Origin of the sequence: Comamonas sp. MYb21 (assembly GCF_037479395.1) — a bacterium.
Taxonomy (GTDB): Bacteria; Pseudomonadota; Gammaproteobacteria; order Burkholderiales; family Burkholderiaceae_C; genus Comamonas.
In genome coordinates, this window is sequence record NZ_JBBGZC010000016.1 from 26,164 (window position 1) to 45,698 (window position 19,535).

18 protein-coding genes are annotated in these 19,535 nt (G+C 61.7%); 15 read left to right on the forward strand and 3 right to left on the reverse strand.

Features of this window, described 5'->3' with window-relative positions; translation table 11 throughout:
* The first annotated feature begins 11 nt into the window (after nt 1–11).
* The 13 genes from nuoI (at nt 12) to WH367_RS21385 (ending at nt 12,592) form a co-directional block, all read left to right on the forward strand.
* Nucleotides 12–524, forward strand: coding sequence for an NADH-quinone oxidoreductase subunit NuoI (nuoI, locus tag WH367_RS21325; RefSeq protein ID WP_021028565.1), 513 nt, complete (start codon nt 12–14; stop codon nt 522–524).
* A 35-nt stretch (nt 525–559) separates the two neighbouring features.
* Entirely contained in the window at nt 560–1,228 is a 669-nt protein-coding gene (locus WH367_RS21330; RefSeq protein ID WP_021028566.1) for an NADH-quinone oxidoreductase subunit J, read from the forward strand.
* Nucleotides 1,225–1,533 (forward strand): NADH-quinone oxidoreductase subunit NuoK, encoded by a 309-nt coding sequence (nuoK, locus tag WH367_RS21335; protein ID WP_021028567.1) that lies wholly within the window; start codon nt 1,225–1,227, stop codon nt 1,531–1,533. The genes WH367_RS21330 and nuoK overlap by 4 nt, the downstream gene beginning before the upstream one ends.
* Nucleotides 1,534–1,561: 28 nt before the next feature.
* Nucleotides 1,562–3,601, forward strand: coding sequence for an NADH-quinone oxidoreductase subunit L (nuoL, locus tag WH367_RS21340; RefSeq protein WP_021028568.1), 2,040 nt, complete (start codon nt 1,562–1,564; stop codon nt 3,599–3,601).
* A gap of 12 nt (nt 3,602–3,613) precedes the next feature.
* Complete coding sequence (locus WH367_RS21345; RefSeq protein WP_312986898.1) at nt 3,614–5,083, forward strand: NADH-quinone oxidoreductase subunit M; 1,470 nt, start codon at nt 3,614–3,616, stop codon at nt 5,081–5,083.
* Between the two features lie 27 nt (nt 5,084–5,110).
* A complete protein-coding gene (gene nuoN / locus WH367_RS21350; RefSeq protein WP_021028570.1) occupies nt 5,111–6,604 on the forward strand; it encodes an NADH-quinone oxidoreductase subunit NuoN in 1,494 nt (497 codons plus the stop codon).
* A gap of 32 nt (nt 6,605–6,636) precedes the next feature.
* Nucleotides 6,637–6,963, forward strand: coding sequence for a DUF2818 family protein (locus WH367_RS21355; protein WP_027011294.1), 327 nt, complete (start codon nt 6,637–6,639; stop codon nt 6,961–6,963).
* A 4-nt stretch (nt 6,964–6,967) separates the two neighbouring features.
* A complete protein-coding gene (locus tag WH367_RS21360; RefSeq protein WP_339537590.1) occupies nt 6,968–7,486 on the forward strand; it encodes a DUF1178 family protein in 519 nt (172 codons plus the stop codon).
* A 329-nt stretch (nt 7,487–7,815) separates the two neighbouring features.
* Nucleotides 7,816–8,586 (forward strand): ABC transporter ATP-binding protein, encoded by a 771-nt coding sequence (locus WH367_RS21365; RefSeq protein WP_021028573.1) that lies wholly within the window; start codon nt 7,816–7,818, stop codon nt 8,584–8,586.
* Between the two features lies 1 nt (nt 8,587).
* A complete protein-coding gene (locus WH367_RS21370; RefSeq protein WP_021028574.1) occupies nt 8,588–9,310 on the forward strand; it encodes an ABC transporter ATP-binding protein in 723 nt (240 codons plus the stop codon).
* A gap of 77 nt (nt 9,311–9,387) precedes the next feature.
* The gene (locus tag WH367_RS21375) at nt 9,388–10,584 is read left to right on the forward strand and encodes an ABC transporter substrate-binding protein (protein ID WP_339537591.1); all 1,197 of its coding nucleotides are present in this window, start codon (nt 9,388–9,390) and stop codon (nt 10,582–10,584) included.
* Nucleotides 10,585–10,714: 130 nt separating this feature from the next.
* Nucleotides 10,715–11,599, forward strand: a complete 885-nt coding sequence (locus WH367_RS21380) for a branched-chain amino acid ABC transporter permease (RefSeq protein WP_021028576.1) — start codon at nt 10,715–10,717, stop codon at nt 11,597–11,599.
* A gap of 9 nt (nt 11,600–11,608) precedes the next feature.
* A complete protein-coding gene (locus WH367_RS21385) occupies nt 11,609–12,592 on the forward strand; it encodes a branched-chain amino acid ABC transporter permease (RefSeq protein ID WP_339537592.1) in 984 nt (327 codons plus the stop codon).
* Nucleotides 12,593–12,671: 79 nt separating this feature from the next.
* On the opposite strand, the gene WH367_RS21390 is transcribed toward WH367_RS21385, so the two are convergent.
* A complete protein-coding gene (locus WH367_RS21390) occupies nt 12,672–13,895 on the reverse strand; it encodes an ABC transporter substrate-binding protein (RefSeq protein WP_339537644.1) in 1,224 nt (407 codons plus the stop codon).
* Between the two features lie 608 nt (nt 13,896–14,503).
* On the opposite strand from WH367_RS21390, the gene thiC reads away from it, so the two are divergent.
* Both thiC and WH367_RS21400 read left to right on the forward strand, forming a co-directional pair.
* Entirely contained in the window at nt 14,504–16,438 is a 1,935-nt protein-coding gene (gene thiC, locus WH367_RS21395) for a phosphomethylpyrimidine synthase ThiC (RefSeq protein ID WP_339537593.1), read from the forward strand.
* Nucleotides 16,439–16,577: 139 nt separating this feature from the next.
* On the forward strand, nt 16,578–17,243 hold the full coding sequence (locus WH367_RS21400) for a nitroreductase (RefSeq protein WP_312986904.1): 666 nt from the start codon (nt 16,578–16,580) through the stop codon (nt 17,241–17,243).
* Between the two features lie 18 nt (nt 17,244–17,261).
* Here the strand turns inward: WH367_RS21400 and WH367_RS21405 are convergent, their stop codons facing one another.
* Nucleotides 17,262–17,945: a YitT family protein gene (locus WH367_RS21405; protein ID WP_339537595.1), complete on the reverse strand. Its 684-nt coding sequence runs from the start codon at nt 17,943–17,945 to the stop codon at nt 17,262–17,264.
* Between the two features lie 174 nt (nt 17,946–18,119).
* Nucleotides 18,120–19,337: an ABC transporter substrate-binding protein gene (locus tag WH367_RS21410; RefSeq protein ID WP_021028582.1), complete on the reverse strand. Its 1,218-nt coding sequence runs from the start codon at nt 19,335–19,337 to the stop codon at nt 18,120–18,122.
* Between the last annotated feature and the right edge of the window lie 198 nt (nt 19,338–19,535).

Below are 19,535 nucleotides of genomic sequence, written 5' to 3' on the forward strand. Positions count from 1 at the left end.
AGGAATACAACATGACTACTGCAGTTTCTCCCCGCTCTTTCTCGGTGAAGGATTTCTTCAAGAGCTTCATGCTCTGGGAATTGATGAAGGGCATGGCCCTGACCGGCCGCTACACGTTTGCGCGCAAGATCACGGTCCAGTTCCCTGAAGAGAAGACGCCGCTGTCGCCCCGCTTCCGTGGCCTGCACGCGCTGCGCCGCTACGAAAACGGCGAAGAGCGTTGCATTGCCTGCAAGCTGTGCGAAGCCGTCTGCCCTGCGATGGCGATCACGATCGAGTCCGATGTGCGTGATGACGGCTCGCGCCGCACCACCCGTTATGACATCGATCTGACCAAGTGCATTTTCTGTGGCTTCTGTGAAGAAAGCTGCCCCGTTGACTCCATCGTGGAAACCCAGATTCTGGAATACCACGGAGAAAAGCGCGGCGACCTGTACTTCACCAAGGAAATGCTGCTGGCCGTGGGTGACCGTTACGAACCTGAAATTGCTGCAGCCAAGGCTGCGGACGCAAAGTACCGCTAACGCGGCACTTGGAGACTGATCGAAAAGAGCCCCACATGGATGTCACAACTGGTTTTTTCTATCTGTTCTCGGTAGTGCTGCTGTATGCGGCATTCCGAGTGGTTACTGCTCCAAATCCGGTGCACGCTGTGCTGCACCTGATGTTGGCGTTTTCTCAGGCGGCCGGTATCTGGTTGCTGCTCAAGGCTGAGTTCCTGGCCATCGTGCTGGTGATGGTCTACCTGGGCGCCGTGATGGTGTTGTTCCTCTTCGTGGTGATGATGCTGGATATCCGCATCGACCAGCTGCGCAAGAGCTTCTGGAAGAACTTCCCGCTCGCTGCAGTGATCTTTGCCATCGTCGCGTTCGAGATGGGCGTGGTGCTGATCGGCGGCTTCAGCGCCATCGACGCGCCCAAGGCCATTCCTGCGGTGGTGGATGCGGCCGGCAAGGTGGTGCCTTACAGCAACGTCAAGGCGCTGGGCACCATGCTCTACACCGAGTATCTGTTCCCTGTGCAAGTGGCTGCGGTCATCTTGCTGGTGGCGATGATTGCCGCGATTGCCCTGACCCTGCGCCAGCGCAAGGATTCCAAGGCCATCGATGCATCGCTGCAAGTGCGCGTGCGTGCTTCGGATCGCCTGCAATTGGTCAAAGTCGAAGCGAGCAAGCCCGCTGCCCCTGTGGTGCAGCCTGCCGCTGAGGTCGAGGAGAAGAAGGTATGACGCTCACTCTGGGTCATTTTCTGACGTTGGGCGCGATGCTGTTCGCGCTGTCCGTGGTCGGTATCTTCTTGAACCGTCGCAACCTGATTGTGCTGCTGATGGCCATCGAGTTGATGCTGCTGGCAGTGAACACGAACTTTGTCGCCTTCTCCCACTACCTGGGAGACATGCACGGCCAGATTTTCGTGTTCTTCATCCTGACCGTTGCGGCGGCGGAGTCGGCAATTGGTTTGGCAATCTTGGTGTTGCTGTTCCGTAACAAGTCCACCATCGATGCGGAAGATCTCAACTCCCTGAAGGGTTGAGGCACCAATACTTGCAAGGTTAAGAAGAATGAGTCAAACCCTTTCTGCTTCAACACTGTTGGCGGTGCCTCTGGCGCCCCTGGCAGGATCTTTGCTGGCAGGCATTTTCGGTACCGCCCTGGGCGGCAACCGCATCGGCCGCGTTGGCAGCCGCACGCTCACCATCCTGGGTGTGTTCATTGCCTTCGTCATCTCTGCGATGACGTTCCAGAGCGTGGTGTTTGAAGGCGCGACCTTCAACCAGACGCTCTACACCTGGATGACCGTCGGGTCGCTGAAGATGGAGATCGGTTTCATGATCGACTCCATCACCGCGATGATGATGTGCGTGGTGACCTTTGTGTCGCTGATGGTGCACATCTACACCATGGGCTACATGGCGGAAGACGACGGCTATGACCGTTTCTTCTCGTACATCTCGCTGTTCACCTTCTCCATGCTGATGCTGGTGATGAGCAACAACCTGCTGCAGCTGTTCTTCGGCTGGGAAGCGGTGGGCCTGGTGTCGTACCTGCTGATCGGTTTCTACTTCAAGAAGGAAACCGCGATCTTCGCCAACATGAAGGCCTTCGTGGTCAACCGTGTCGGTGACTTCGGCTTCATCCTGGGCATCGGCCTGATCGCTGCCTACACCGGCACCCTGAACTACACCGAAATCTTCGCCAAGACCAATGAGCTGAGCGGCATGACCTTGCCGGGCTCGACCTGGTCGTTGATGACGGTGATCTGCATCTGCCTGTTCATCGGTGCGATGGGCAAGTCGGCCCAGTTCCCGCTGCACGCCTGGCTGCCCGATTCGATGGAAGGTCCTACCCCCATCTCGGCACTGATCCACGCGGCCACCATGGTGACCGCCGGTATCTTCATGGTCTCGCGCATGTCGCCGCTCTATGAGCTGTCTGACGCAGCCCTGAACTTCATCCTCGTGATTGGCTCGATCACCGCGCTGTTCATGGGTATCCTGGGCATCATCCAGAACGACATCAAGCGCGTGATCGCGTACTCCACGCTATCGCAGCTGGGTTACATGACCATCGCACTGGGCGTGTCGGCCTACTCGGTGTCGGTGTTCCACCTGATGACGCACGCGTTCTTCAAGGCACTGCTGTTCCTCGGCGCGGGCTCGGTCATCATGGGCATGCACCACAACCAGGACATCCGCTGGATGGGTGGCGTGCGCAAGTACATGCCCATCACCTGGATCACCTTCCTGCTGGGTAACCTGGCACTGATCGGTACGCCGTTCTTCTCGGGCTTCTACTCGAAGGACGCGATCATCGAAGCAGTGCACGCCTCCAACCTGCCTGCCGCCGGCTTTGCCAACTTTGCCGTGCTCGCTGGCGTGTTCATCACTGCGTTCTACTCGTTCCGCCTGTACTTCATCGTGTTCCACGGTAAAGAGCGCTACGACCAGAACCCCGATGCCCACCATGACGATCACCACGCCCACGATGACCACCACGGCCATGGCCACGATGCCAAGCCGCATGAGTCGCCATGGGTGGTGACCCTGCCGCTGGTGCTGCTGGCGATTCCTTCGGTGGTGATCGGTGCGATTGCGCTGATGCCGATGCTGTTCGGTGACTTCTTCAAGGGCGTCATCTATGTCGATGGCAGCAAGCACGGCGCGATGGCCGAGCTGGCCGAGAAGATCCACGGCTGGATCCCGATGGCACTGCATGGCTTCACCGCTGCGCCGTTCTGGCTGGCGCTGGCCGGTGTGGTGACCTCCTATGTGTTCTACATGGTCAAGCCCGAGATTCCTGCCGCCATCAAGCGCATGAGCGAGAAGGTCGGCCTGTACCAGGCACTGGAAGGCAAGTACGGTGTGGACTGGGTCTATGAAAACATCTTCGCCCGCGGCTCGCGCGTGCTGGGTGGCGTGTTCTGGAAGGTGGGCGACCAAGGCCTGATCGACGGCCTGCTCGTCAACGGTTCCTGGAAGCTGGTGGGCCGCATCTCCGCCCTGGTGCGCTGGCTGCAGACGGGTTATGTGTACCACTACGCATTGGTCATGATTCTGGGTATCTTCCTGGCCATGACGTACTTCGTGCTGCTCAACAAGTAAGGAAGAAGAAAAATGGGATTGTTGAGTCTTGCAATTTGGACGCCCATCGTCTTTGGTACGGTCCTGCTGGCCTTTGGCAAGCAGGAGCAGGCCAAGATGGTGCGCTGGATCGCACTGGTCGGTGCGCTGATAGGCCTCTTGGTCACCTTGCCGCTGTACACCGGCTTCCAGCTGGGTACGTCGGCGATGCAGTTCGTCGAGAAGGCGTCCTGGATTCCACGCTTTGGTATCAACTACTACCTGGGCGTCGATGGCATCTCCTTCTGGTTTGTGCCGCTGACTGCCTTCATCACGGTGATCGTGGTGCTGGCGTCCTGGGAGTCGATCACCGAGCGCGTGAACCAGTACATGGGCGCGTTCCTGATCCTGTCGGGTCTGATGATCGGTGTGTTCTCGGCACTGGACGGTCTGCTGTTCTACGTGTTCTTTGAAGCCACGCTGATCCCGATGTACCTGATCATCGGTATCTGGGGCGGCCCGAACCGCATCTACGCAGCGTTCAAGTTCTTCCTGTACACGCTGATGGGTTCTCTGCTGACCTTGATCGCGCTGCTGTACCTGTACACCAAGGCCGGTAGCTTCGAGATTCTGGCCTGGCACCAGCTGCCGCTGACGATGACCGAGCAGACCTTGATCTTCTTTGCCTTCTTCGCTGCGTTTGCCGTGAAGGTGCCGATGTTCCCGGTCCACACCTGGCTGCCCGACGTTCACGTCGAAGCGCCTACCGGTGGTTCTGCCGTGCTGGCCGCGATCATGCTGAAGCTCGGTGCCTATGGTTTCCTGCGGTTCTCGATGCCCATCGCACCTGATGCGTCGCACGAATGGGCCTGGCTCATCATCGCGCTGTCGCTGGTGGCTGTGATCTATGTGGGTCTGGTGGCGATTGTGCAGAAGGACATGAAGAAGCTCGTGGCTTATTCGTCCGTCGCACACATGGGCTTTGTGACCCTGGGCTTCTTCATCTTCAATGACATCGGTGTCATGGGTGGCCTGATGCAGATGATTGCCCACGGCTTTGTGTCGGGCGCAATGTTCCTGTGTATCGGTGTGCTGTACGACCGCGTGCATTCGCGTGATATCGCTGCCTACGGCGGCGTGGTCAACACCATGCCCAAGTTCGCCGCCTTTGCACTGCTGTTTGCGATGGCCAACTGCGGCCTGCCAGGCACCGCCGGTTTCATCGGTGAGTGGATGGTGATCCTGGGCGCCACCAAGTTCAACTTCTGGATTGGTGTGCTGTCGGCCACCGCGCTGATTCTGGGCGCTGCCTACACGCTGTGGATGTACAAGCGCGTGTACTTCGGCCCAGTGACCAATGACCATGTGCGCGAGCTCAAGGACATCGGTTGCCGCGAATTCCTAATCCTGGGCATCTTGGCTGCTGCCGTGCTGATCATGGGTGTCTACCCTGCGCCGTTCACCGATGTGATGGGTGCCTCGGTGGCCGACCTGCTCAAGCATGTCGCTGCGTCCAAGCTGTGATGGTCGGACAGAATTGAGAGACTTGAGATGATTGATAACATCAGCTGGCTGGCTATCTATCCTGAAATCGTGCTGTTGGTGATGGCCTGCGTCATCACCATCGTGGACCTGGGCGTCAAGAGCGCAGGGCGCACGCTCACCTACATTCTGTCGCTGCTGACCCTGGTGGTCGTGGCGGTGATCACCGGTATCTATGCCAGCAATGGCAATACCTTCTACGCCTTTGGCAACATGGTCGTCTCCGACGCCATGGGCAACTGGCTCAAGTGCGCTGCGGCCATCGCGATGGCTGTGACCCTGGTGTATGGCCGTGGTTACTCGCGTGACCGTGGCATGCTCAAGGGCGGTGAGTATTTCATCCTGTCGCTGCTCGCGCTGCTGGGCATGAACGTGATGATCTCGGGCAACAACTTCCTGATCATCTACCTGGGCCTGGAGCTGCTGACCCTGTCGAGCTACGCGCTGGTCTGCCTGCGCCGTGACAACACCGCGGCGGTGGAAGCGGGCATGAAGTACTTTGTGCTGGGTGCGATGGCCTCGGGTTTCCTGCTGTACGGCCTGTCGATGATCTACGGCGCCACCGGCTCGCTCGATATCGGTGAAGTGTTCAAGGCGGTGAACTCCGGCCTGATCCGCCACCAGGTGCTGGTGTTTGGTCTGGTGTTTGTGGTTGCTGGCCTGGCCTTCAAGCTGGGTGTGGTGCCTTTCCACATGTGGGTGCCTGACGTCTACCAAGGCGCACCCACGGCCATCACGATGATCGTGGGCGGCGCGCCCAAGCTGGCAGCTTTCGCGATCGTGATCCGCCTGCTGGTGGACGGCCTGCTGCCGCTGGCCTTTGACTGGCAACAGATGCTGGCCGTGCTGGCCATCCTCTCGCTGCTGATCGGTAACCTGGCCGCTATTGCACAGACCAATATCAAGCGCATGCTGGCCTACTCGACGATCTCCCAAATGGGCTTTGTGCTGCTGGGTCTGATGTCCGGCGTGGTCAATGGCAATGTCGAAGCGGCCACCGCTGGCAACGCCTACAGCGCCTCGATGTTCTACGTCGTGAGCTATGTGCTGACCACCCTGGCCACGTTCGGTGTGGTGCTGCTGCTGGCCCGTGAAGGCTTCGAGAGCGAAGAGATCGCCGACTTTGCCGGTCTGAACCAGCGCAGCCCGCTGTACGCTGGCGTGATGGCAATCTGCCTGTTCTCGATGGCCGGTATTCCTCCGCTGGTGGGCTTCTACTCGAAGCTGGCCGTGCTGCAGGCGCTGGTCGCATCGGGCAGTGGCCTGTACATTGCGCTGGCGGTGTTCGCGGTGATCATGTCGCTGATCGGCGCCTTCTACTACCTGCGCGTGGTCAAGGTCATGTACTTCGACAAGCCCATCACCGCCGCCAAGGTGCATGCACCGCTGGACGTGCGTGCCGTGCTGGTCGTCAATGGCGCGCTGGTGCTGATCCTGGGCATCATGCCCGGCGGTCTGATGAAGCTGTGCTCTGACGCCGTGCTGCGCGCACTCGCCAGCTAAGCGGCTCGGCAACCGAGCCTGACAAAGCCCGCATGTCTATCACTGCATCCATCTGGTTGGTGATCGTGGCGGGCTTTGTTGCGGCCAATCTGCCGTTTCTGAACCAACGCATCCTGGCTGCTGGGCCCCTGTGCCATGACGGCAGCAGTGCCGGCAAGGCCCTGTGGATCCGCCTGGTCGAGCTCGTCGTGCTGTACTTCCTCATCGGGGCCTTTGCGATGCTGCTCGAAGGCCGTGCCGGCCAGCGCAGCAGCCAGGGCTGGGAGTTCTATGCGGTCACCGGCACCTTGTTCCTGACCTTTGCCTTCCCCGGTTTTGCCTACCAGTACCTGCTGCGCAAGGTGAGCCGAGCGGGGTGAGCCTGTGAAGGTCTTCAACCTGCGCTGCCCCTTGGGCCATATCTTTGAGGGCTGGTTCGCCTCGGACGCCGCGTTCGAGCAGCAACAAAGCCAGGGCTGGCTCAGCTGCCCGATGTGCAACTCGCACGAGATCGTCAAAGGCCTGAGCACGCCGCATCTGGCGCGCAAATCCAATTCCCTGGCCCCAGCGGCGCCTGCTGCGCAACCTTCATCCAGCGCAGCCCCTGCACAGCCTGGTAGCGCGCCGGCTGCGTCCTCGCCATCCCAGGCCCCTCATAGCCCGCTCAGCGATGCCCGGCGCCTGCAACAGGCCTGGCTGGAGCTGTCGCGCCAGATCGTAGCCAACACCGACGATGTAGGCAGCGGCTTTGCCGACCTGGCCCGGCAGATGCATGAGGGCGAGGTCGATGCCCGCCCGATCCGGGGCACTGCCACCCCCGAGGAGCAGCGCGCTTTGGTCGATGAGGGCATCGATGTGCTGCCCTTGCTGCTGCCCGAAGCGAGCAAGCACCGCCTGCAATAGGCTTTATCTGTCGCCTTGGCAGCAGCCCGCCTGGCTGGCATGCTGCAGCGCCGATGATGCACAGCGCGTATGAATGGGTTGGGGCAGGGCCTTTGCATTGTCGCCCGTGCTTGATTTTGATGACAAAAAGACGACCACTTGTCCCTCAGGTGACTATCAAAAAGTGAGCGCATAAAGCCCACGGGTTAACGCGTACGCAGCCTCACCTACAGGCTTTCCCCAGTGTTGCGTTGCAGTATTCTTTCCTAGTATTGGCAGCATCGAAGCGACGTATATTTCCATCCAGGAAATGGCGTCGCACTTTTTTCCAGCGAAGCGGTGCGGTGCCCATGAGTGATGTCATTCTTCAAACCCGAGATCTCACCAAGGAGTTTCGGGGATTCACAGCAGTCAGCAATGTCAACCTGTCGGTGCAGCGGGGCTCGATCCATGCGCTGATCGGCCCCAATGGGGCCGGCAAGACGACATGCTTCAACCTGCTGACCAAGTTTCTGACGCCCACCAAGGGCATCATCCATTTCAACGGCACGGACATCACCAGTGAAGAGCCGGCGCAGATTGCCCGCCGGGGGGTGATCCGCTCCTTCCAGATCTCGGCGGTGTTCCCGCACCTGAGCCTGATGGAGAACGTGCGCATCGCCTTGCAGCGCAAGCTGGGCACGTCCTTCCACTTCTGGAGCAGCGAGCGCACCCTGGACAAGCTCAATGGCCGCGCCGTGGCCTTGCTCGAAGAGGTGGGCCTGGCGCACCTGGCCGACGAGATCACCTTGAACCTGCCTTATGGCCAAAAGCGTGCGCTCGAGATTGCCACCACCTTGGCGATGGAGCCCGAGCTGATGCTGCTCGATGAGCCCACGCAGGGCATGGGCCACGAGGACGTCGAGCGCGTCACCCAGCTGATCAAGAAGGTCTCGGCTGGCCGCACCATCTTGATGGTCGAGCACAACATGAAGGTCATCTCGACGATTGCAGACCGCATCACGGTGCTGCAGCGCGGCGCGATCCTGGCCGAGGGCGACTACCAGACGGTGTCGCAGAACCCCCAGGTGATGGAAGCGTATATGGGAACCACCGACGGCCAGCTGCAGGGAGCGCACTGACATGAATGAGAAAAACGGAGTGCCTGCACTGGAGATCAGCGATCTGCACGCCTGGTATGGCGAGTCGCACGTGCTGCATGGCGTGAACATGCGCGTGATGCCGGGCGAGGTGGTGACCTTGCTGGGCCGCAATGGCGCGGGCCGCACATCGACGATGCGTGCGGTGATGGGCCTGACCGGAGCGCGCAAGGGCTCGATCAAGATCCATGGCGTCGAGACCATCCAGATGCCCACGCACAAGATTGCGCATCTGGGCCTGGGTTACTGCCCGGAAGAGCGCGGCATCTTTGCCAGCCTCTCCTGCGAAGAGAACCTGATGCTGCCGCCGGACCTCAAAACCGGCTCAGCCGGCATGTCGGTGGAAGAGATCTACGAGATGTTCCCCAACCTGGCCGAGCGCCGCCAAAGCCAGGGCACGCGCCTGTCGGGCGGCGAGCAGCAGATGCTGGCCGTGGCCCGCATTCTGCGCACCGGCGCCAAGCTGCTGCTGCTCGATGAGATCTCTGAAGGCCTGGCCCCCGTCATCGTGCAGGCGCTGGCCCGCATGATCGTGAGCCTGCGCGCCAAGGGCTACACCGTGGTGATGGTCGAGCAGAACTTCCGCTTTGCCGCGCCACTGGCCGACCGCCTCTATGTGATGGAACACGGCCAGATCGTCGAGCAGTTCAGCGCCGACGAGCTCGAAGGCAAGATGCCTTTGCTCAACACCTTGCTGGGGGTTTAGCCTCCCACTTTTTTGCAACCCTGGCGCAGCGCAGACTGCCGCCATGTATTGAGAACAGATATTTTTTAGGAGACAAGATGAAAGCAAAGCTCAAAGCCATTGCCCAGGTGGCATGTTTGGTCGCCCTGTCCGCAGGCGCTGCCCAGGCACAAGAAAAGGTGAAGATCGGCTTCATCACCGACATGTCCAGCCTCTACGCCGATGTGGAAGGCAAGAACGGCGCAGTCGCGATCCAGATGGCCATCGATGACTTTGGTGGCAAGGTGCTGGGCCAGCCGATCGAGATGGTCTCGGCCGACCACCAGAACAAGGCCGACATCGCTGCCTCCAAGGCGCGCGAGTGGATCGATACCGCAGGCGTGACCATGCTGTTTGGCGGCACCAACTCCGGCACCGCACTGGCCGCTGCCAAGGTGGCGCAAGAGAAAAAGCGCGTCTACTTCAACAGCGGCGCGGGCTCCTCGGCACTGACCAATGAGCAATGCAGCCCCTATACCGTGCACTATGCCTATGACACCGTGGCGCTGGCCAAGGGCACCGGCGGCGCGGTGGTGGACCGTGGCGGCAAGTCCTGGTTCTTTCTGACGGCCGACTACGCATTCGGCCACTCGCTGGAAGCGGACACCACGGCCGTCATCAAGGCCAAGGGCGGCCAGGTGCTGGGCTCGGTGCGCCACCCGCTCAACGCGTCTGACTTCTCGTCCTTCCTGCTGCAGGCGCAAAGCTCCAAGGCCCAGATCCTGGGTCTGGCCAATGCCGGCGGCGACACCATCAATGCCATCAAGGCCGCGCGTGAGTTCGGCATCAACAAGACCATGAAGACCGCCGGCTTGCTGGTCTTCCTGTCCGACATCCACAGCATGGGCCTGAAGAACACCGAAGGCTTGCTGCACACCACCAGCTGGTACTGGGATCTGAACGACGACACGCGCAAGTTTGCCGACAAGTTCTTCGCCAAAACCAAGCGCATGCCTACCGATCTGCATGCCGCTGACTACTCGGCCACGATGAACTACCTGAAGGCTGTCGAAGCCGTCAAGACCACCGATGCCGACAAGGTCATGGCCTACCTGAAGAGCACGCCGCTCAACGACTTCTACGGCAAGGGCGTGATCCGCCCCGATGGCCGCTACGCGCACGACATGTACCTGGTCGAAGCCAAGTCGCCTGCCGAATCCAAGAAGCCCTGGGATTACCTGAAGGTTCTGTCCACCTTGCCTGCGGACCAGGTCTGGACGACCAAGGCCGAATCCAAGTGCGCGCTCTGGAAGTAAGCACCGCTCACACCTAACCTGCGTCTTTGCTGCTGGCTGCAGCTGCCCGCCATCGCTGATGGCCCGGGTCGCAAAAGCAGCGGCATGACGCCAGGCCTGTTGTGTTCATTCACTGACTCGTGAGCTTTTCATGGAAATTTTTGGTATCTCATTACCGGCCTTGATGAGCCAGCTGCTGCTGGGTCTGGTCAATGGCTCGTTCTATGCCATTCTCAGTCTGGGATTGGCCGTGATCTTTGGCCTGCTCAACGTGATCAATTTCGCCCACGGCGCTTTGTTCATGCTGGGGGCCATGTTCACCTGGATGGCGGCATCCTACTTCCAGGTCAATTACTGGGTGATGCTGCTGCTGTCGCCGATTCTGGTGGGCATTATCGGGGTGTTGATAGAGCGCTTTTTGCTGCGCCATATCTACAAGCTCGACCACCTCTACGGCCTGCTGCTGACCTTGGGTCTGTCGCTGCTGATCGAGGGCGTGTTCCGCTCGATCTACGGTGTCTCGGGCCTGGGCTACGACACGCCCGAGCTGCTCGAAGGCGCTACCAATGTCGGCGTGATGCTGCTGCCCAACTACCGCATGTGGGTGGTGGTGGCCTCGCTGATCGTCTGCTTTGCCACCTGGTATGTGATCGAGAAAACCCGCCTGGGCGCCTACCTGCGGGCCGGCACCGAGAACCCCCGTCTGGTCGAGGCTTTCGGTGTCAACGTGCCGCTGATGATCATGCTGACCTATGCGTTTGGCGTGGGCCTGGCCGCCTTTGCCGGCGTGCTGGCAGCGCCCGTCTACCAGGTCACGCCGCTGATGGGCCAGAACCTGATCATCACCGTGTTCGCGGTGGTGGTGATCGGTGGCATGGGCTCCATCATGGGCGCCATCGTCACCGGTCTGGCACTGGGCGTGATCGAAGGGCTGACCAAGGTCTTCTACCCAGAAGCCTCGGCCACCGTCGTGTTCGTGATCATGGTCATCGTGCTGCTGGTGCGCCCGGCTGGCCTGTTTGGCAAAGCGAAGTGAGGTGAGGGGATGAATTCCAAGAAGTTTGCCAAACTGGGGTATGGGTTGCTGCTGCTCGGCATGATCGCTGCGCCGTTCATGGGGGCCTACCCTGTGTTCGTGATGAAGCTGATGTGCTTTGCACTGTTCGCCTGTGCGTTCAATCTGCTGCTGGGCTACACCGGTCTGCTGTCCTTTGGCCATGCCGCCTTCTTTGGTGGTGCGGCCTATGTCACCGGCCATGCGATCAAGGTCTGGCACCTGACGCCGGAGCTGGGTATTTTGTTCGGCGTGGTGTTCGGCGCCTTGCTGGGTGTGGTGTTTGGCTGGCTGGCCATTCGCCGCCAGGGGATTTATTTCTCGATGATCACCTTGGCGCTCGCCCAGATGCTGTTCTTTGCCTGCCTGCAAATGCCCTTTACCGGTGGTGAGGACGGCCTGCAAGCGGTGCCGCGCGGCAAGCTGTTTGGCGTGCTGAGCCTGGAGAGCGACTGGACCATGTACTACGTGGCCCTGGCCATCGTGGTGCTGGCCTTCCTGCTGATCATGCGCACCGTGCATTCGCCTTTCGGCCAGGTGCTCAAGGCCCTGAAGGAAAACGAGCCGCGTGCCATCTCGCTGGGCTACGACGTCAACCGCTTCAAGCTGCTGGCCTTTGTCATCTCGGCTGCGCTGGCCGGTCTGGCCGGTTCGCTCAAGACCGTGGTGCTGGGCTTTGCGACCTTGACCGACGTGCACTGGACGGCATCGGGCCAGGTCATCCTGATGACCTTGGTGGGCGGCCTGGGCCTGCTCTCTGGCCCGATCGTCGGCTCGGCTGTGATCGTCGCGCTGGAGAACAAGATCGGCGATATCGGTACCTGGCTGTCGCGCCTGACCGGCGTCGAGTGGTTCAACACCTTGGGTGAGTCGGTGACCATTGTGACCGGCCTGATTTTTGTGATCTGCGTGCTGGCGTTCCGCCGCGGCATCATGGGCGAGTTGATCGCCTTCATGGATCGCAATAAGAAATAGCGGAGGCTTGCAGACCCGCCCAAGTCAAAGACCCGCATTGCGCGGGTCTTTGTTTTTGGGGAGGGCGCGGAGGGCGGTCTTACTTCCAGAGCTTGCAGCTGGATTCGGCCTTGGTGGTCCAGACCTCGTCGGGGCTGAGCGTCTTGAGTACCTTGAAATAATCCCAGGCGCCTTTGGATTCGGCCGGGGCCTTGACCTGCATCAGGTACATCTCATGGGCGTAGCGGCCATCAGGGCGGACAACGCCCTTGGCATAGAAGTCGGACAGGGGCTCGGCCTTCAGCGCGGCCATCACCTTGTCCGAATCGGTGGACTTGATGCGGTCGGCCGTCTTTAGGTAGGTCATCATCGCCGAGTAATCGGCCGCCTGCAGCGAGGTGGGCATCTTCTTGAACTTCTCGAAGAAGCGGTCCGAGAACTTGCGGCTTTCCGGGTTCAGGTCCCAGTGCCAGCTGTCGGTGAACATCAGGCCTTCGGTCTGCTTGAGCCCCAGGCTGTGGATGTCCGAGCTGAACAGCAGCATGCCGGCGAGCTTCATGGTCTTGGTCACGCCAAACTCGCGCGCGGCCTTGATAGTGTTGATGGTGTCGCCACCGGCATTGGCCATCGCCAGAATCTGGGCCTTGGAGTTTTGCGCCTGCAGCAGGAAGGATGAGAAATCCGAGGCATTGATCGGATGCCGCACGGCGCCCACCACGCGGCCACCTGCGGCCTTGATCACCTTGGTGGTATCGGCCTCCAGCGCATGGCCAAAGGCGTAGTCGGCTGTCAGAAAGAACCAGTCCTTGTCGCCCAGCGCCACAATGGCGCCGCCGGTGCCCTTGGCCAGGGCTACGGTGTCATAGGCATAGTGCACGGTGTAGGGGCTGCACTGGTCATTGGTCAGCGCCGAGGTGCCCGAGCCGTTGACGATGATGAGGCGTTTTTTCTCCTCGGCCACCTTGGCCATCGCCAGGCCGGTGCTGGAGGTGGTGCCGCCCACCAGCATCTGCATATCGCGCTGGTCAAACCACTCGCGTGCCTTGGAGGCGGCCAGGTCGGCCTTGTTCTGGTGGTCGGCCACCATCAGCTCCACCGGCTTGCCCAGCAGCTTGCCGCCAAAGTCATCAATCGCCATCTGCAAGGCCAGCGCTCCGCCCTTGCCATCGACATCGGCATAGACGCTGGACATGTCGGTGATGAAGCCGATCCGCACCTTGTCTTGCGCCAGCGCACCTTGGGCGAACAGGGCCAGCACGCAGCCGGCGGCAGCGGCCGCAATCGCGCGTCGCCGGTGCGGCCGGGCAGAACGCAAAGAGGGCATTGCAGGAACATTCATCGGAAGGTCTCCTTGTTCAAATAGACAGGCGTGCAGTGCGGCTGCCAGGTGCGGCGCACCCGTGGGCTGCTGCGCCCCGATGGTTGCAGGCTGCTTGGCGCGCGCCTACTGGGGTAAGCACCAGCGCGGCGCAAAAAACGGGGCTGCGCGCGCGGCACGAAGCGGCTATACTGCTCGCAGCTCCGGGGTGTGCGAAAGCGCTGAGATGCCAAAGGCAGTTGCAAGACTGCTGAGTAGTGAACCCGACGAACTTGATCCGGTTCATGCCGGCGGAAGAAGAGCGGGACCCTGAAAGCACAGCGGTGGAAGGCAGGCAGCGTTGCATGGCACGCGCCTGCGGCCACCTGCCACGCACACCCCAGGCGCCTCGCGCACTGGGGTTTTGTCTTTTTTGGGGACGGCACCTGTCAGCGCGCAACAGGTGCCGCCATGGCCACCTAACAGCGGCCCTGGCACCACGCACAGCACGGCCGGGCCGGGGTGTAGTCGATGGGCGTGTTGCGGCCAAGCAGCCATGCCTGGCGTGTTGCAGCAGAAGAGGGCCGGCACGTCTCGGAGCGTTCGATGAAATCAACCGCTTTGAGGAGACTGCCATGAACGCCCCTGAGTCCCTGTTCATCCCCGCCACCGGTGATGCCCCCGATGCCGCCCGCTTTGGCGAACTGCTGGCCCAATCGCGCCTGCCTTTCCCTGCGTCGACCAAGTCCTATCTGGCCGGTGCCATCCACCCGCAGCTGCAGGTGCCGGTGCGCGATATTGCGCTGACCAACGGAGAGCAGGTCAGCGTCTACGACACCTCGGGCCCCTACACCGACCCGGCCGTGGCCATCGATGTGCGCCAGGGCCTGCCCGCGCTGCGTGCCGAATGGATCGCGGCGCGCGGCGACAGCCACTACTATGTGGGGCGCCAGCGCGTGGCGCTCGATGACGGCGGCAAGCGCGGCGAAGAAGACCTGCGCGTGGCCCAGCTGCGGGCCGAGGCCGCTGCATTGCAGCGCCAGCCGCGCCGCGCCAAGAGCGGCGCCAACGTGACCCAGATGCACTATGCACGCAAAGGCATCATCACCCCCGAGATGGAGTATGTGGCCTTGCGCGAGAACGGCCGCCGCGAATGGATGGCCGAGTACCAGCGCGATGCCGCGCGCGAGGCGCGCCTGGCCGGCAACAGCCTGGGCGCGGCCATCCCCAAGATCATCACGCCCGAGTTTGTGCGTGATGAGGTGGCGCGAGGCCGGGCCATCATCCCGGCCAATATCAACCACCCCGAGATTGAGCCGATGGCGATTGGCCGCAACTTCAAGGTCAAGATCAATGCCAACATCGGCAACTCGGCGGTGACCTCGAGCATCGAGGAAGAGGTCGAGAAGCTGGTCTGGGCGATCCGCTGGGGTGCGGACAATGTGATGGACCTGTCCACCGGCAAGAACATCCACACCACGCGCGACTGGATCGTGCGCAACTCGCCGGTGCCCATTGGCACGGTGCCGATCTACCAGGCGCTGGAGAAGGTGGGCGGCGTGGCCGAGGACCTGACCTGGGAGATCTTCCGCGACACCCTGGTGGAGCAGGCCGAGCAGGGCGTGGACTATTTCACGATCCATGCCGGCGTGCGCCTGGCCTATATCCACCTGACAGCCCAGCGCCGCACCGGCATCGTCTCGCGCGGCGGCTCGATCATGGCCAAATGGTGCATGGCCCACCACCGCGAGAGCTTCCTCTACACGCATTTCGAAGACATCTGCGACATCATGAAGCAGTACGACGTGAGCTTCTCGCTGGGCGACGGCCTGCGCCCGGGCTGCGCCTCGGATGCCAACGACGAAGCCCAGTTTGCCGAGCTGGCCACCCTGGGTGAGCTGACCCAGCTGGCCTGGAAGCACGATGTGCAGACCATGATCGAAGGCCCCGGCCATGTGCCCATGCACATGATCCAGGCCAATATGACCGAGCAGCTCAAGCACTGCCATGAGGCGCCGTTCTACACCCTGGGCCCGCTGACCATCGACATCGCGCCGGGCTACGACCATATCGCCAGCGCCATCGGCGCAGCGATGATCGGCTGGTTTGGCACCGCCATGCTGTGCTATGTAACGCCCAAGGAGCACCTGGGCCTGCCCGACCGCGATGACGTCAAGCAGGGCATCATTGCCTACAAGATTGCAGCGCACGCAGCCGATGTAGCCAAGGGCCACCCGGGGGCCCGGGCGCGTGACGATGCGCTCAGCCAGGCGCGCTTTGATTTCCGCTGGGAGGACCAGTTCAACCTGGGGCTGGACCCGGACACGGCCCGCGCCTTCCATGACGAAACCCTGCCCAAGGACAGTGCCAAGGTGGCGCATTTCTGCTCGATGTGCGGGCCCAAGTTCTGCTCGATGAAGATCACGCAGGAGGTGCGCGAGTTTGCCAAGAACCAGGGCGTGGCCGAAGAGCAGGGCATTGCCGTGGGTATGCAGGCCAAGGCGGCGGAGTTCAACCGGGCGGGCGGCGATTTCTACATCCCGATCGCCAGCGACACCACGGCCAGATAAGGACGCGGCGGGCGTTGACCCCATGCGGCCACCACCTGGTGGCCGCATTGGCGCCTCGGTGTCAGCAGCATTTGCTGCGCTGCACTAAACTGCGGACTGCCATCTGCCAGCCCCTTTCAACGCCAGAAAGCCCTTTGCCATGAACGTCACGCAAGCCATGAAAGAGCGCCGCTCGGTGCGCGCCTTTTTGCCCAAAGCTCCCTCTGCCCACGAGGTGCACAGCCTGATCGCCGATGCGGCCCAGGCGGCATCGGGCGGCAACCTGCAGCCCTGGCGGGTGGTGGCGCTGGCGGGCCATGCGCTGCACGAACTGACCGATGCCATTGCAGATGCGCAGCCGCTGCCCGAAGGCGGCAACAACTACACCTACCCGCCCAATCTCTGGGAGCCGTATCGCACGCGCCGCTTCAAGAACGGTGAGGACCTGTACAAGACCATCGACATTCCGCGCGAGGACAAGGCCGCGCGCCTGGAGCAGCTGGCCAAGAACGGCCGCTTCTTTGGCGCCCCGGTGGGCCTCTTGGTGTTTGCCGACGAGCGCATGGGTTATGCGCAGTGGGTGGACCTGGGCATTTACCTGCAGTCCCTCATGCTGCTGGCCACCGAGCGCGGCCTGGCCACCTGTGCCCAGGGCTACTGGCGCCGCTATGGCGACACGGTGGAGCGGGTGCTCAAGGCGCCAGAGCCTTACCGTGTGGCCTATGGCATTGCGCTGGGCTATGAAGACCTGACGGCGCCCATCAACGGCCTGCGCGCCGACCGCGCACCCTTTGGCGACTGGGCGCAGATGCGCGGGTTTGACTGAAGCTTTTGGTCGGGAGCATCAGACCGCGATATAGCGGTCCTTGCGGTGGTTCATCGCCACAATCAGGTTCAGGATGACGGCGCCTGCAATCGACCAGGCGACCGACACGGCCGGCACCAGCCACAGCGCAAACGCCACGATGAGGCAGTCCAGGCCCATCTGCACCTTGCCGGCCGACCAGCCATGGCGCTCCTGCAGGTAGAGCACCAGAATGCCAAAGCCGCCCAGGCTGACCCGGTGGCGGAACAGAATCAAAAAGCCGGTGCCCAGCAGCACACCGCCAAGGATGCCGGCCAGCGGCTGGGACACATAGGAGATGGAAAGCAGCGCCGGCAGCAGCTCGGTGAGCCAGGAGGTGGCCACCACCGCGATAAAGGTCTTGACCACAAAGGCAGTGCCCATGCGCTTGGCCGCCAGCCAGTAGAACGGCAAATTCAGACAGAAGAACAGCAGGCCCAGATCGCTGCCGGTGGCGTAGTGCCCCAGCAGTGCAATGCCGGCAATGCCGCCCGTCAGCAGCCCCGCGCTTTTGTACAGCACCAAGGCGGTAGAGATCAGCAAGATGCCGACCGCCATCGCGATGCCATCCTCCAGCCAGGAATGGCCGGAGGAGCCGGTCTTGAGCGCCCAGCGGAATTTGTCGGAGGTCAGTTGGCTCACGCGCGCAAAGCCTGCGCTGGCAAAGAGGCGGTATCGGGTCATGGGAAGAGGGCAAGCAAGAGTCCTGCCAGCTTGGGGCGCAGCGCATGTCCCCACTCTGACCAGGCGCAAGCAAAAGGCGAGATAGCCCTCAAATATAGGGCTAACCCTTATCCCTCAAGCCCCGCCGAGGATTGGCGCAGCCCGGCTGCAGGCTGCCATCCCCGGTTCAGTCGCTTACTTCCAAATGGGGCACTGGGCCTCTTGCTTGCTGGCAAACAGCGTCTCGCCTGGCAGCGCCTTGAGCAGCTTGAACGAGTCATGCTTGCCCTTGGACTCTTCCGGCGTCTTGACCTGCAGCAGGTACATGTCGTGCACATAGCGGCCATTGGGCTCGATCTTGCCCTTGCCGAACATGTCGTTCAGCGGCATCGACTTGAGGGTCTGCATCACCTTGTCGGCATCCAGGCTCTGGGCCTTCTCTACGGCCTTGAAGTAGCTCATTGCTGAGGAGTAGTCGGAGGCCTGCAGCGAGGTGGGCATTTTCTTGGTGCGGGCGTAGTAGCGGTCGGTCCAGGCGCGGGCCTCGGGCGAGCGGTCCCAGTACCAGCTGTCGGTGAACATCAGGCCACCGGCGAGCTTGAGGCCCAGGCTCTCGACCTCATTGGCGAACACCATCAGCGCCACGGGCTTCATCTTGGGCGTAATGCCAAACTCACGTGCGGCCTTGAGCGCGTTCATGAAGTCACCGCCGGCATTGGCCAGGCCGAGGATCTCGGCCTTGCTGGCCTGCACCTGCACCAGGTAGGACGAAAAATCGTTCGCATGGAAGGGCGCACGCACCGATTTGACGATCTGGCCGCCCTGGGCCTGCACCACCTGGGTTACATCGGCCTCCAGGGTGTGGCCAAAGGTGTAGTCGGCGACCAAGAGCGCCCAGGTCTTGGCGCCTTGCTCGGACACCGCCCGGCCCGTGCCGCGCGCAATGGCCGTGGTGTCGCTGTTGTAGTGCACCCAGTACGGCGAGCACTGGCTGCCCGTCAGGTTGGAGGAGTAGGCGCCATTGATCAGCAGCACGCGCTTTTTCTCATTGGCCACCTGGCCCATGGCCAGCGCCGTCGCGGTATTGGTGCCGGCAATCAGCAGCTGCACATCCTGGGTGTCGACCCATTCCCGCGATTTGGTCGAGGCGATATCGGCCTTGTTCTGGTGGTCGGCCGACAAGAGCTCGATCGGGCGGCCCAAGAGCTTGCCGCCAAAGTCCTCGATGGCCATCTGGATGGCGGTCACGCCGCCCTTGCCATCGCCGTCCGAATACTGGCTGGACATATCGGTGAGAAAACCCAGGCGCACCGGCGCTGGGGCCTGTGCCTGGGCCGTGCCGGTGATCGCGCAGCAGGCGAGGGCACAGGCGCTGAGCGCGGGCCGAAAGCGCAGGGAGGTTGGGGTGGACATACGAGACTCCTTTGTTATGGGTTGCTTTGGTGGTGCAACAGCCATGCTAAGAGCAGATGCCAGATGGCGACAGGGTGGAAGCCGCGGCGCCGCGCCGCGTTTGTCACCCACGTTACCGGGCGCGCTGTGCAGAGGAATATTTGATAAGTTGATAAATACAAATAAATACCAAATAACACATAGGAATATTTGTCCAGA

What these genes read in the sequence shown, in the direction of transcription:
- nuoI (WP_021028565.1), top strand. Translation starts at nt 12, where the DNA reads ATGACTACTGCAGTTTCTCCCCGCTCTTTCTCGGTGAAGGATTTCTTC.
- WH367_RS21330 (WP_021028566.1), top strand. Translation starts at nt 560, where the DNA reads ATGGATGTCACAACTGGTTTTTTCTATCTGTTCTCGGTAGTGCTGCTG.
- nuoK (WP_021028567.1), top strand. Translation starts at nt 1,225, where the DNA reads ATGACGCTCACTCTGGGTCATTTTCTGACGTTGGGCGCGATGCTGTTC.
- nuoL (WP_021028568.1), top strand. Translation starts at nt 1,562, where the DNA reads ATGAGTCAAACCCTTTCTGCTTCAACACTGTTGGCGGTGCCTCTGGCG.
- WH367_RS21345 (WP_312986898.1), top strand. Translation starts at nt 3,614, where the DNA reads ATGGGATTGTTGAGTCTTGCAATTTGGACGCCCATCGTCTTTGGTACG.
- nuoN (WP_021028570.1), top strand. Translation starts at nt 5,111, where the DNA reads ATGATTGATAACATCAGCTGGCTGGCTATCTATCCTGAAATCGTGCTG.
- WH367_RS21355 (WP_027011294.1), top strand. Translation starts at nt 6,637, where the DNA reads ATGTCTATCACTGCATCCATCTGGTTGGTGATCGTGGCGGGCTTTGTT.
- WH367_RS21365 (WP_021028573.1), top strand. Translation starts at nt 7,816, where the DNA reads ATGAGTGATGTCATTCTTCAAACCCGAGATCTCACCAAGGAGTTTCGG.
- WH367_RS21370 (WP_021028574.1), top strand. Translation starts at nt 8,588, where the DNA reads ATGAATGAGAAAAACGGAGTGCCTGCACTGGAGATCAGCGATCTGCAC.
- WH367_RS21375 (WP_339537591.1), top strand. Translation starts at nt 9,388, where the DNA reads ATGAAAGCAAAGCTCAAAGCCATTGCCCAGGTGGCATGTTTGGTCGCC.
- WH367_RS21380 (WP_021028576.1), top strand. Translation starts at nt 10,715, where the DNA reads ATGGAAATTTTTGGTATCTCATTACCGGCCTTGATGAGCCAGCTGCTG.
- WH367_RS21385 (WP_339537592.1), top strand. Translation starts at nt 11,609, where the DNA reads ATGAATTCCAAGAAGTTTGCCAAACTGGGGTATGGGTTGCTGCTGCTC.
- WH367_RS21390 (WP_339537644.1), bottom strand. Translation starts at nt 13,895, where the DNA reads ATGCCCTCTTTGCGTTCTGCCCGGCCGCACCGGCGACGCGCGATTGCG.
- thiC (WP_339537593.1), top strand. Translation starts at nt 14,504, where the DNA reads ATGAACGCCCCTGAGTCCCTGTTCATCCCCGCCACCGGTGATGCCCCC.
- WH367_RS21400 (WP_312986904.1), top strand. Translation starts at nt 16,578, where the DNA reads ATGAACGTCACGCAAGCCATGAAAGAGCGCCGCTCGGTGCGCGCCTTT.
- WH367_RS21405 (WP_339537595.1), bottom strand. Translation starts at nt 17,945, where the DNA reads ATGACCCGATACCGCCTCTTTGCCAGCGCAGGCTTTGCGCGCGTGAGC.
- WH367_RS21410 (WP_021028582.1), bottom strand. Translation starts at nt 19,337, where the DNA reads ATGTCCACCCCAACCTCCCTGCGCTTTCGGCCCGCGCTCAGCGCCTGT.